11 protein-coding genes, 1 tRNA gene and 2 pseudogenes are annotated in these 11,717 nt (G+C 68.4%); 11 read left to right on the top strand and 3 right to left on the bottom strand.

The window, feature by feature from the left end:
• Positions 1-911: helix-turn-helix transcriptional regulator (locus tag E1291_RS00950; RefSeq protein ID WP_131735584.1), on the top strand; the 911-nt coding region annotated here is incomplete at its 5' end.
• On the top strand, positions 908-1,786 hold the full coding sequence (locus E1291_RS00945) for an ADP-ribosylglycohydrolase family protein (RefSeq protein ID WP_131735583.1): 879 nt from the start codon (positions 908-910) through the stop codon (positions 1,784-1,786). The genes E1291_RS00950 and E1291_RS00945, both read left to right, overlap by 4 nt.
• Here E1291_RS00945 and E1291_RS00940 read toward each other — a convergent pair.
• Together E1291_RS00940 and E1291_RS00935 are read right to left on the bottom strand one after the other, a co-directional pair.
• A complete protein-coding gene (locus tag E1291_RS00940) occupies positions 1,746-2,447 on the bottom strand; it encodes a dienelactone hydrolase family protein (protein WP_131735582.1) in 702 nt (233 codons plus the stop codon). The two genes, E1291_RS00945 and E1291_RS00940, sit on opposite strands and share 41 nt — an antisense overlap.
• A 1-nt stretch (position 2,448) precedes the next feature.
• On the bottom strand, positions 2,449-2,862 hold the full coding sequence (locus tag E1291_RS00935; protein ID WP_131735581.1) for a PaaI family thioesterase: 414 nt from the start codon (positions 2,860-2,862) through the stop codon (positions 2,449-2,451).
• 24 nt (positions 2,863-2,886) lie between these two features.
• On the opposite strand from E1291_RS00935, the gene E1291_RS00930 reads away from it, so the two are divergent.
• Together E1291_RS00930 and E1291_RS00925 are read left to right on the top strand one after the other, a co-directional pair.
• Complete coding sequence (locus E1291_RS00930; RefSeq protein ID WP_131735580.1) at positions 2,887-4,206, top strand: cytochrome P450; 1,320 nt, start codon at positions 2,887-2,889, stop codon at positions 4,204-4,206.
• Between the two features lie 255 nt (positions 4,207-4,461).
• A tRNA-Lys gene (locus tag E1291_RS00925) sits at positions 4,462-4,534 on the top strand.
• 308 nt (positions 4,535-4,842) lie between these two features.
• Here E1291_RS00925 and E1291_RS41700 read toward each other — a convergent pair.
• Positions 4,843-4,992, bottom strand: a complete 150-nt coding sequence (locus E1291_RS41700) for a hypothetical protein (RefSeq protein ID WP_165494904.1) — start codon at positions 4,990-4,992, stop codon at positions 4,843-4,845.
• Between the two features lie 38 nt (positions 4,993-5,030).
• Here E1291_RS41700 and E1291_RS44465 point away from each other — a divergent pair.
• From E1291_RS44465 to E1291_RS00890, 7 genes and pseudogenes are all read left to right on the top strand, one after another.
• Positions 5,031-5,276: pseudogene (locus tag E1291_RS44465) on the top strand (DDE-type integrase/transposase/recombinase); the annotation flags it as partial.
• 127 nt (positions 5,277-5,403) lie between these two features.
• Positions 5,404-5,714: pseudogene (locus E1291_RS45360) on the top strand (IS30 family transposase); the annotation flags it as partial.
• Between the two features lie 377 nt (positions 5,715-6,091).
• Positions 6,092-6,757 (top strand): flavodoxin family protein, encoded by a 666-nt coding sequence (locus E1291_RS00910; protein WP_131735579.1) that lies wholly within the window; start codon positions 6,092-6,094, stop codon positions 6,755-6,757.
• An 89-nt stretch (positions 6,758-6,846) separates the two neighbouring features.
• Positions 6,847-8,133, top strand: coding sequence for a YlbE family protein (locus E1291_RS00905; protein ID WP_131735578.1), 1,287 nt, complete (start codon positions 6,847-6,849; stop codon positions 8,131-8,133).
• 13 nt (positions 8,134-8,146) lie between these two features.
• Entirely contained in the window at positions 8,147-9,502 is a 1,356-nt protein-coding gene (locus E1291_RS00900; protein ID WP_131735577.1) for a glutamine synthetase family protein, read from the top strand.
• Positions 9,499-10,215, top strand: a complete 717-nt coding sequence (locus E1291_RS00895) for a gamma-glutamyl-gamma-aminobutyrate hydrolase family protein (RefSeq protein WP_165494903.1) — start codon at positions 9,499-9,501, stop codon at positions 10,213-10,215. The genes E1291_RS00900 and E1291_RS00895 overlap by 4 nt, the downstream gene beginning before the upstream one ends.
• Positions 10,205-11,683, top strand: coding sequence for a purine-cytosine permease family protein (locus E1291_RS00890; RefSeq protein WP_131735575.1), 1,479 nt, complete (start codon positions 10,205-10,207; stop codon positions 11,681-11,683). Before E1291_RS00895 ends, E1291_RS00890 begins: the two co-directional genes overlap by 11 nt.
• Positions 11,684-11,717: the final 34 nt, after the last annotated feature.

The following is an 11,717-nucleotide window of genomic DNA, read 5'->3' as shown; positions in this document are numbered from 1 at the left end:
TCCTCCAGCGGCGTTCCGGGAGACGGGTCGGCAAGGCCGCCGAGGCGGCCGTGGCCGAGGCCGCCGGGCTGGCCCGCGACACCGGCCTCGCCCACCGCGAGGACCGCCTCGGCGCCGTGCTCGCGCGGATCGCCGCGATCGAGGGCGACGAGGCACGCCTGCGCGAGCCGACCGCGACGGCGCCCCAGGACGGCCCCGCCGACGGCGCGCTCGGCCTGCTCGACCTCGGCCTCGGCCGGTACGGCGACGCACTGCGCAGGCTGGAGAAGAGCGCGCAGGGTCCCCGCGCGTACGGCGCCGCAGCCATGCTGTCGGCCGCCGACCAGGTCGAGGCCGCGGCGCGCGCCGGTGAACCGGATCGAGCCCGTCCGGCCTACGAGCGGTTCCGCACCTGGGCGGAGGCAGGAGAGCAACCGTGGGCCCTCGCAGTGGCGGCACGCTGCGAAGCCCTACTGACCGACACCGAGGAACCCTACGTACGGGCCATTCGCCTACACGAGCGGGCGACGCGCCCCTTCGAACGGGCCCGCACCGAACTGCTCTATGGGGAGTGGCTGCGCAGAGCACGCCGACGGTCGGACGCACGAGCCCCGCTCCGCTCCGCTGTGGACATCTTCGAAAGCCTCCGCGCGGCCCCCTGGCTGGACCGCGCGCGCGCCGAACTCCGGGCCACGGGCGACTCCGCCCCCACGGCAGCCCCCACCGCACCCAACCTCGCCGACCGGCTCACTCCGCAAGAGCTCCAGGTGGTCAAGCTCGCCGCCGAGGGCACGAGCAGCCGGGACATCGCCGCCCAGCTCTTCCTCAGCCCCCGCACCGTCGAGTACCACCTCTACAAGGCGTATCCGAAGCTCGGCATCTCATCCCGACGCGAACTGTCCCGACTACCCCTCGAAGCAGCCACCACATGACGACACACGCCGCAGAACGCGCGCGCGCCTCTCTTCGCAGCCTCTCCGTCGGAGACGCACTGGGCTCCCAGTTCTTCGTCCCGGCGAACCGTCCCGCCTACGAAGCACAAACCCTTCCACCGGGCCCATGGCAGTGGACGGACGACACGGAGATGGCCGCGTCCATCTACGTAGTCCTGTCCACACACGGGACCATCGACCAAGACGCCCTTGCGTCGAGCTTCGCCGAGCACCACGACTTCGACCGCGGCTATGGGCCGTCCACAGGACGCCTGTTGCGCCTCGTAAGAGAAGGCGGAGACTGGCGTGTCCTCGCCAAGGAGCCGTTCGACGGCCTGGGCTCGTGGGGAAACGGCGCCGCCATGCGCGTCGCCCCTCTGGGCGCCTGGTTCGCCGGCGACCCCGCCGAAGCGGCCCGCCAGGCCGCGCTCTCCGCCGAGGTCACCCACCCCCACCCCGAGGGCATCGCCGGAGCGGTCGCCATCGCCGTCGCCGCGTCCCTCGCACCCGCCGCCCCGAGACCCGGCCCGTTCCTCGACGAGATCCTGCGGCACGTCCCGCCCGGCACGGTCCGCGAGGGCATCGCCGAGGCCCGCGGCCTGCTGCCCCTCGGCGACCCCGCGACCGCCGCCGCCGTCCTCGGCAACGGCCGCGACGTCGCCGCGCACGACACCGTCCCGCTCACCCTCTGGGCCGCCGCCCGGCACCTCGGCGCCCCCGAGGCCGCGTTCTGGACCACCGCAGCCGCGGGCGGGGACATCGACACGACCTGCGCCATCGTCGGCGGCGCCCCGGCCGCCTGGCTCGCCGAGACCGAGCCCCTTCCCCCCTGGGCTACGACACCGGCAGGTACCGGGCCAGGAACTCCTCGGTGAGACGCCAGGCCCGTTCCGCGGGCTCCGGCTGGTAGAACATGGGCGCCTTCCGGTTGTGGAAGGCGTGCCCGCCGTCCTCCTGGACGTGAATCTCCGTGCGATCCCGCCCCTTGACGGCCCGTTCGACGGCCGCCACGTCTTCCCTGGAGATGTACGGGTCCGACCCACCGAAGTGGAACTGTGCAGGAGCGCTGATGCCGTCAATCGCTCCTAGGGCACCGGGCACGCCCGCTCCGTAGAACGACACCATGGCGTCCACCTCGGCACGTGCCGCCAACAGAAACGCCAACGTCCCACCGAAGCAGAACCCGAGCACCCCCACGCGCCCCTCCACTTCCGGGAGGCCGCGCACATGGAGCAGAGCCGCTTCCAAGTCCGCTGGGCCCTTCTCCCAGTCGAACGCGGAGACCTTCGCCACGCCCTCGGGCAACGCCCGCTCGTCGTGCTTGACGGCCCAGTTCGGCTGGATCCGCCAGAACATGTCCGGAGCCGCGACCACGTACCCCAGACGAGTCAGGTCCCCGGCGACGGCCTCCATGTAGTCCCCGACCCCGAAGATTTCCTGGACCAGCAGGATCCCCGGCCCCGTCCCGCTCTCCGGCGTCCACACATGCAGGGCGAACTCACCGTCCGCCACGGTCACGTTCTCGATGCGCGTCATTTCACCCCATAATCGCGTACACGGCGCTGGCCTGGGCGACCACGGCCGAATCACCGTCCGCCACCAGCGTGACATCCGCGAACGCGAGCGTCCGGCCCAGTTTCGTGACCCGAACCGACACCAGCACGTCCCGTCCCACGACAGGCCGCTGGAAGGACGTGCTGAGCTGCACGGTCGTCATCGGCACGAACCCGCCCCGCGCGCCCGACACCGCGATGACCACCGCCGTGTCGGCGGCCGCCATCATCGCCTGGCCGGACAGCCCCCCGCCCTCGCGGGCCAGCCGGTCCGACCACGGCAACCGGAGCACCGCCGTGCCGTCCCCCACCTCCTCCACGGAGAGGCCCAGCTCCAGCACCCAGGGCGCGAAGTTCTCGCGCAGGATCTTCTCGCCGTCCGCAGGCTTCAGCGTCACACCGCCATGATGCACTCTGAAGACATGCACGAGGAGATCTTCCTGCCCGCCACGTATGCCTCGGGGATCCCCTACGACACCTTCAGGACACTGCGCGCCGAATCCCCCGTGACCTGGGTCCCGGAACCCGCCGTCGGGCCCTGGCCGGCCGGCCCCGGCTACTGGGCCGTCTTCCGCCACGCCGACGTCAAACACGTCCTGCGTTCCCCCGGCCTGTTCTCCTCCCACCTCGGCGCCACCCAGATCCGCGACCCCGACACCCCAGAGGACCTCGCGTCCGCCCGCGCGATGATGCTCAACCAGGACCCGCCCGGCCACTCCCGCCTGCGCCGGATCGTCGCCGCCGCCTTCACCCCACGCGCCGTCCGCGCCCTTGAGGACACCATCACGCGCCGCGCCCGCGCCCTCGTCGCCTCCGCCCTAGGCCGCGAGACCGACTTCGTGGAGGTCGCCGCCGACCTTCCCGTGTGGACCCTCGCCCACATCATGGGCGTCCCCGAATCCGACCGCCGCCTCCTGTACGACTGGGCGTCCCGCGTCATCGGCTACCAGGACGACGAGTACGCCGGCCTCTCCACCGCCGAGGCCGCCTCCCTGAGCCCCATGGCCCGGGACGCCCTGGAGCTCCGCCCCACCTCGTCCACCCACCCCGACGGCCGCCCCGTCAACCCTCGCTCCGCCCCGGCCCTCGCGGACATGTTCGCCTACGCCCACGCGCTCGCCACCGCCAAGCGGGCGTCCCCATCGGGCGACATCATGTCCCGCATGCTCGAAGGCGGCCTCACCACCGGCGAGTTCGAGCAGATGTTCTTCCTCTTCGCCGTCGCCGGCAACGAAACCCTCCGCAACGGCATCCCCGGCGGCCTCCTCACCCTCCTCGACCACCCCACCGAACTCGCCCGCCTCCGCGCCGCCCCGTCCCTCCTCCCGTCCGCCGTCGAGGAGATGCTCCGCTACTGGCCCCCCGTCATGGACTTCCGCCGCACCGCCACCACCGACCTCGTCCTCGCCGGACGGCCCGTCCGCGCCGGCCAGAAGGTCGTCGTCTACCACGCGTCCGCCAACCGGGACGAGACCGTCTTCCCCGACCCCGACCGCTTCGACATCACCCGCACCCCCAACGACCACGTCAGCTTCGGCTTCGGCCCCCACTTCTGCCTCGGCGCCCACCTCGCCCGCACCCAGATGCGCGCCCTCTTCCGCGAACTCCTCCCCCACCACCTCGAACGCACGGGCGCCCCCGTCCGGCTGGCCTCCAACTTCCAGAACGGCCTCAAACACCTCCCCCTCCGCATCGAACCGGTTGTGCGCAATGCACCCCATAACCCGCCAACCCGGGGCTAAGGTGTTCCCCGGTCGTTCAGCCTCTCGCTGGGGGCGGGTGACCACGGCGCCCCGGGGAGGCCTCCCCGGGGCGCCCCACGACACACCTCGCCACCCCACCCGGCCACCGGCGCCGGATCTGGGATGCATCAGCCCAGGACGGCCCTCTAGACTCGTGGCAGCCCCTGACGGGCGATTCCTCAGCTGTGGCACCCATGTACGATCAGGGTCAACCGGGACGGAGAGGAGAAACCGCAGGTCACAAGCAAGTTCCAAGGGTCGCTAGCTCAATTGGCAGAGCTCCGGACTTTTAATCCGTAGGTTGTGGGTTCGAGTCCCACGCGACCCACCCCGCTTGACCAGGGTAAACACAAAAAAGACCCGATATGCCCGCCGCCGGTTTCGCCCCGCTTCCTTCCCATGTCGGCTCGATGTTGGCTCGCGGACACAACCCGGGTCTGGTGGGCTGCTTTCCCGGTCCGCTTCGTCCGTCACCAGGGCGTCGTTACCGGCTGGCCGACGTCCAGGGCAGAACGTTTGGAAATCGCCGAGCACTGTGCTTGGCGCCCCTGGCGGCGTCACATGCGGTCCGTGAACAGTTGCTCACCTGCCTGACAAGCCGCCGAACTGACACCGCAGCGGTCAGCCGATGACGAATCAGGCGTGGCCGGTCTCCATGTCGTCGGGGTCGTCGGGGCGGTTCTTCAGGATCGGCAGGGTGGAGGGCGCGATGATGAGCGCGATCGTGCCCCTGTCCTGACCGATGGCGCCGATCCCGGCGCGGGATGGGGAGATGCAATGGCGCAAAAGGCCCGACGAGATTGGTGCCCGGAGAGCCGTAGGGCTTGGGGGATCGGGCAGCTCAAGTTCGTGACTTCACTGCCGCCGACCCGGGGCAGAAAATGGTGGGCGACATCACTTATATTCCGACGTGGGAGGGGTGGCTCTATCGGGCCCCGGTGATCGGCTGCCACACCAGGGCCGTGATCGGCTGGGCGATGGACGATGACTTCAAGACCCCGCTCGTCGAGAAGGCCATCGGCGTGGCCGCCCGGAACCACCGCCTCGCCGATCATGCGATCTTCCACTCCGACCGCGGCGGCAATGGCGGATTCAACTGGTCGTCGCAACACCTGAGAATTGGAGGTGTTGCTGGTGGGTGTGGGGAAGCGACAGCAGGCCGTCCGGTTGTACCGGGGGCAGATTCCGTCGCCGGGGCGGCCGAAGGACGGCCCGGCGACGGCCGGCCGCGGTGCCGAGGCCGTGAGAGACGCGATCACCACCCTGCCCGGGCGGCTACGCCGCTCACTCACCTGGGACCACGGCAAAGAGCCGGCCCAGCACGCCCACTCCGCATCGACACCGGCCTGCAGGTCTACTTCTCGCGATGGGACGCAGACGAACTCGCAGCCGTCACCCACGCACTCAACACCAGGCCCCGCAAAACACTCGGATAGAAGACACCCGCCAAAGCCCTGAACGAGCATCCACTATCGGTTCAGGAAACCGGTGTTGCGACGACCGGTTGAGCCCAAGACCGTCACGCCGGGATCTGTGGGGGCCGGAGGGGAAGCTCCTCCCGGCTACTCGACCGCCACGTTCCACGCCTAACACACCGCCCGCGATCACGACGTGACCAGCAGTTTCCTGACCGCAAGCGAAGGGGCTCAGCGCTTCATCCGTTCGGCGGCCAGATGGCGGGCCGGCACGGCGCAGCAGGAGCCGGCGCGCTCCACCGCCGACCGCGACGGCCGCCCAACTCCGCGCATCCACTCGAGGGGGCCGGCGTACCTGGCGGGTGGTGGCGGGGAACCGAGCTGCAGCGACCTCTTGACAGCAGGAGACGTGGCTCACATACTCCCCAGTGTGCAAAAACGCTTTTGCAACCTGTGAGCAGGAGGTTCTCATGAAGGTCCTAGCCATCAGTTCAAGTCCCCGCCGCGACGGCAACTCGTGGACGCTGGCCGAGGCCGCGGCCAAGGGGGCCCGTGAGGCCGGGCACGAGGTCGAGTCGGTCTATCTCGCCGACTTCGTCCGCGGGCTGCTGCGCGACTGCCGCACCTGCAGATTGAGCACCGGTGCCTGCGGCATCGATGATGGCTACGAGCGCCTGCTCATGGATCACGTGATGCCCGCGGACGGGCTCATCATCGCGACTCCCCTCTACTGGTACGGGATCAACGGAACCCTGAAGACCTTCTTCGACCGGCTGTTCTGCTACACCGCGGGCAGCTCTCCGGTCGGCGAGCAGGTCTCGGCGGCGCTGCCGGGCAAGCGGATCGCTGCGCTGATCGCGTGCGAGGAGAGCTACCGTGGCGCGACCCTCGGGGTCGAGGCCCAGCTCCAGGAAATGACGCGTTACCTGCGCCAGAGTCTCGTGGGCGTCGTCGTCGGCGTCGGCAATAGCCGGGGCGAGGTGGAGTCCGACCCCTCCCGTCCGCTGGACCGGGCCGCTGATCTCGGGCGCAGGATGTTCGAGATCTCAGTGACCGACTACCGGCTGGACACGGAGCGTTCCAACCGTGTGTGGGGATCGCCGGACTCGACGGGGTCGTGGAGCGATTCCTACTGACAGAGTCCGAGGACATTGGGCCTATTCGGGCGCACTGGCCGCTTCGCGTACGTGAAAAGGACCTTTTGCATCCCTGCCGGAGGCGATCAATGACGACGACCAACGACTATGGTTCCGGGACCGGCCAAAGGCCGGAGATTGACCGGAGCCGCGCCAACGAGCAAGCGCTGGAATTGCTCTTCACATCCGACCCCGTCCTCGTCGATGTGCTGCCGGCGCTCGAGGCGCTCCCCGGCATGACCAAAGAGACGATCTTGACCTCCGGCCCCCCGCTGGCCTGGGCCGAATATACCGGAGGTCAGCGCGCCGGGATCATTGGCGGCGTCCTTTATGAGGGTCTCGCCTCCGACCCTGCGGAGGCCGAGCGGCTCCTCGAACGGGGAGACGTACGGGTGGCCGGTTGTCATGATTTCGACTGCGTCGGCTCTCTCGCCGGGATCACTACCGCCTCAATGCCGGTCCTAGCCGTGAGGGACGCGACCTCGGGCAACCGGGGCCACTGCACCCTATTCGAGGGCGCCGCCCCGGACCGGCTCAATTACGGCGTGTACAACGACGGGGTCCGACAGAATCTGGAGTACCTCGCCGACGTGATCGGGCCTCTGCTCGGCGAGGTCGTTCGTTCGGTTCAGGGCGGCATCCGACTTCGTCCGATCATGGAGCGGGCGCTGCGTCAGGGCGACGAGCTGCACAGCCGGAACACGGCCGCGTCCGGGCTGTTCTTGAAGCGGATCCTGCCCGGACTCCTGGACCTGGACGGAGCTCGTGCCCGCACGCTGGTGTCCTATCTGACCAGTGACGACTACTTCTTCCTGCGTGCCTCGATGGCCGCGTCCAAGTCGATGGCAGACCGGATGTACGGCGCGGACGGTGCCTCGATCGTCACCGCCATGTCGTTCTCCTGCAAAGAGTTCGGCATCCGCGTCGCCGGGCTCGGAACGCGGTGGTTCCGCGGGCCGCTTCCTGAGATCGAGACGGCGCATTTCCTCCCTGGCCGGGGACGTGACGAGATCGAGCTCATGGGGGGCGAAAGCCTGATCACCGAGGTCTGCGGCCTTGGCGCCTTCGCTCAGGCGGCCGCGTTCCCGCTGCAGGCCTACCAGGGCGGGCCCGAGGTCATGATTCGCCGCAACCTGGACATGTACGAGATCACCGCTGGTGTGCACCCGTCGTTCTTGATCCCGTACTTCGGCTACCGCGGTACCCCCACGGGGATCGACATCGCGCGCGTCGTCGCCACGGGCATCGCGCCTGCCCTGGACGTCGGCATCGCCGGAAAGGGCGGCGGGCAGATCGGGGCGGGGTCGTTCCGTGCCCCTTTGCAGCCGTTCGCTGATGCTTGGGCCGCCTACCGGCGGCTCTTTTCCCACCCCTGACAGGAGGATCAGCATGGACACCGTTCATGACATCAATCCCGACCACGCCGAACTCGCCCGCGATCTGGCGGGACGCGGCGTCAAGTACGCGGTGGCGGCATGGATCGACGTGCTCGGCCGACCGAAGTCCAAGACCGTCCCGATCGACCACCTGCCCAACATGCTGGCGGGCTCCGAACGGTACACGCCACGCGGTATGGGCGGTATCGGGCACATGAATCCTATCGAGGAGGAAGTCGCTGGCATTCCCGACCCGGCGACCCTGCGGGTGTTGCCCTGGGACCGGCGGATCGCCTGGATGGTCGCTGACATGTCGCTCAGCGGCCGCGAGCCCTACGCGCTGTGCCCGCGCTCGATCTTGCGGAAGCAAGTGGACGCCGCCGCCGACATGGGTTACGTGGCCCAACTCGGCGTTGAGCCGGAATTCTACGTGTTCAAGCCGGAGTCGTTGGGGCCGGGCGCCGGGCGCCTGATCCCGATGACGCTCAGCGAGGAGATCAAGCCGTCGCCGGCCTACGACGTGGAGGCCTCTCTGGACTCGCTGCCATTTCTCGACCGCGTGTGCTCATACCTGGAGGAAATGGACTTCGGGCTCTTCAGTTTCGACGCGGAGGGCGGTGAGGGGCAGTACGAGTTCGACTTCGCCCACGGGCCGGTGATCGAGTCGGCGGATCGGATCACGCTCTTCCGCCTGGCGGTACGCCAAGCCGCCAAAGAATGCGGGCTGCTCGCAACCTTCATGCCGAAGCCGTACCCCGAAATGTGGGGATCCGGCGCCCACTTCAACATGAGCCTGGAGGACGAGTCCGGGCAGAACATGTTCCGCAGTGAAGAAGGAAACAACGGCTGGTCCAAGGAAGCTTACCAGTTCGTAGCCGGCGTCATGCACCATGCCCCCGCGCTCACCGCGCTCGCCAATCCGACCACCAACTCCTACCGCCGCCTCGTGGAGCGTCTGGCCGACGGCGAGATCTCCTGGGCCCCGACGAAGATCAGTTACGGCTACAACAACCGGTCCTGCATGATCCGCCTGCCCGCCAACCGGCCTGCGATCGAGAATCGGGCCGTCGACAGCTCCGCCAACACCTACCTGACCGCGGCGTACATGCTCGCCGCAGGCCTGGACGGTATCCGGCAGGGCATGGACCCCGGCCAGGCCAGGGACGACCTGTCCTACGCGGCCGAGGCGGACCGGCTGCCGCGCTCCCTGATCGACGCCGTCGAGGCATTCCAGCGGGATCCCCTGACGGCCGAGGTCTTCCACGAGCACTTCATCAGCGACTACGCCGAGATGAAGATCGGTGAATGGGAGCGCGCGAACCTGGAGGTAACCGACCGCGAACGTTCCACCTACCTGCTCAACCTATGACCAGTGTCGGAATTCTCGTCGCAAGAAGGCGGGAGTTCTACAAGGTCCACCGCTCCTACGTCGACTGTGTGCTCGCGGCCGGGGGAACACCCTTGCTCATCCCCACGTCCGTGATCGACGGCAGGCTGGCCGAGGCGGTCGAGCTCGTCGACGCCATGCTGGTCACCGGTGGCGGGGACATTCAGCCCGAACGCTATGGCGCCGCGGCGAGTACCACGCTCACCGAAGTCGACATGGAGCGGGACGAGGCCGAACTGCGTGCGTTCGCCCACGCCACAGCGCGTGGCCTGCGCGTTCTCGGCGTCTGCCGTGGCGCGCAACTCATGACCGTCGCGACCGGTGGCCGGCTTGTCCAGGATCTTCCCGCAGCCGGATTCGCCCCACATCTTGACACCCGTAACGACCAGGGTTATGCGGCCCTCCGTCATGGGATCAAAACCGAGTCCGGCAGTCTCATCGATCACCTTCTGCACGGTGTGGACACCGTCAATTCCCATCATCACCAGTCGATCGCCGACCCCGGGAATCTGCTGCGGGCGACCGCGTGGGCCCCCGACGGGGTGATCGAAGCGGTCGAGGGGCCGGGTCTCCTCGGTGTCCAGTGGCACCCGGAGACCGAACTCAGGACCGATCGCAGACACCTGCGCCTGTTCCGCTGGCTGGTGCAAGGAGAGCTTACGCAAGGAGAAAGGAATCCGGGTGATGGTCTCTGAAGTCGCCGAACCAGCTCGCCCAAACTCCTACGAGGACCGGCTCGGCAAAATCGAGCAGTGCGGGATCGAGTACATTCCCGAGAGCGCACGCAAGTCGGCGCCCCGGAACCTGTTCATGATCCTCTTCGGAGGCAGCCTCACCTTCAGCGTGATCATCATCGGCTGGTTCCCGATCAGCTTCGGGCTGGGGTTCTGGCAGGCGGCCACCGCCGTGGTCACCGGATCAGCCGTGGGCGCGGCGCTACTGGCGCCGATGGGGCTGATGGGGCCACGCACCGGGACCAACAACCCGGTCTCCAGTGGCGCGTTCTTCGGCGTCGCCGGACGGCTGATCGGCTCGCTGCTCGAAGCGACGGCCTCCCTCGCCTTCGCCGCGCTCAGCATCTGGACCGGCGGGGACGCCCTCGCCGGAGCCCTGACCGCCCTCTTCAAGTTCTCCGACACCACGGCACCGAGGTTGATCGCCTACGCCGTACTGAGCGTGATCGTCACGTTGGTGTCGGTACTCGGCCACGCCAACATGGTCGCCGCGCAGCGCTTCATGATCCCTACCGCCGGGCTGTGCCTGCTGATCGGGATACTCGTGTACGCGCCCGACTTCGATCCGTCCTACTCCGGCACCGGCACGTACGCGTTCGGTTCCGCAGTGGCCCCCTGGACGGCGTCAGCGCTGATCTGCGCGTCCACCGTGGCCTCCTACGGCGCCTACGCGGGCGACTGGACGCGGCATATCTCCCGCAAGCTGCACACCGACGGCTCGGTCATGCGGTCGCTGCTGTTCGGCGGGCTGTTCGGCATGGGCGGCCCGTTCATGTGGGGTACCTTCACGGCGGCCGCGGTCGTCGGGGGCGGCCACGTCGCTCCCGACACGCCTTACGTGCTCAGTCTGGTGGAACACACGCCGCTCTGGTTTGTGCCGGCGCTGATCTACCTGGGCTTGGCCGCGGGCACCTCCCAGGCCGTCATCAACACTTACGGGACCGGACTGGACACCTCCGCAATCATTCCGAAGCTCAACCGTGTCCAAGCCACCCTGATCGCGTGCATGCTGGCCACCGTGCTGGTCTACGCCGGGCACTTCATCTCAGCCGTGCCCGAGATCGTGAGTGTGTTCCTGCAACTCCTGGCCTGCTTCTCCATACCCTGGATCGTCATGGTGGTGATCGGACACCACCGCCGCCGCGGCTTCTACGACCCTGACGCGCTTCAGGTATTCAACCGAGGCGAGCGTGGAGGAATCTACTGGTTCTGGCACGGCTTCAACCCCTGCGGCATGACGGTCTGGATCACCGCGGCCGGCGGAGGACTGCTGTTCGCGAGCAACGCCTGGTACGTGGGGCCCGGCGCGGCGATATTCGGGAACACAGATCTCAGCTTCGTGGCCGCCGGGGTCGCCGCCGCCGTTCTCTACCCGTTGGCTGTCAAGATCCTCCCCGAGACGGACGAGGTCTACGGTCCCACTGACTGACGCCAACGCCGCCGTGTTCTCCCTCAAGTATTCT

The sequence above is a fragment of the Actinomadura roseirufa genome (assembly GCF_900659635.1).
Lineage (GTDB): Bacteria > Actinomycetota > Actinomycetes > Streptosporangiales > Streptosporangiaceae > Spirillospora > Spirillospora roseirufa.
This window is presented reverse-complemented; position numbering and strand designations above follow the sequence as displayed.

Excerpts from the sequence above, each read along its gene's own strand:
- E1291_RS00945 (WP_131735583.1), top strand. The coding sequence starts at position 908 with ATGACGACACACGCCGCAGAACGCGCGCGCGCCTCTCTTCGCAGCCTC.
- E1291_RS00940 (WP_131735582.1), bottom strand. The coding sequence starts at position 2,447 with ATGACGCGCATCGAGAACGTGACCGTGGCGGACGGTGAGTTCGCCCTG.
- E1291_RS00930 (WP_131735580.1), top strand. The coding sequence starts at position 2,887 with ATGCACGAGGAGATCTTCCTGCCCGCCACGTATGCCTCGGGGATCCCC.
- E1291_RS00910 (WP_131735579.1), top strand. The coding sequence starts at position 6,092 with ATGAAGGTCCTAGCCATCAGTTCAAGTCCCCGCCGCGACGGCAACTCG.
- E1291_RS00905 (WP_131735578.1), top strand. The coding sequence starts at position 6,847 with ATGACGACGACCAACGACTATGGTTCCGGGACCGGCCAAAGGCCGGAG.
- E1291_RS00900 (WP_131735577.1), top strand. The coding sequence starts at position 8,147 with ATGGACACCGTTCATGACATCAATCCCGACCACGCCGAACTCGCCCGC.
- E1291_RS00895 (WP_165494903.1), top strand. The coding sequence starts at position 9,499 with ATGACCAGTGTCGGAATTCTCGTCGCAAGAAGGCGGGAGTTCTACAAG.
- E1291_RS00890 (WP_131735575.1), top strand. The coding sequence starts at position 10,205 with ATGGTCTCTGAAGTCGCCGAACCAGCTCGCCCAAACTCCTACGAGGAC.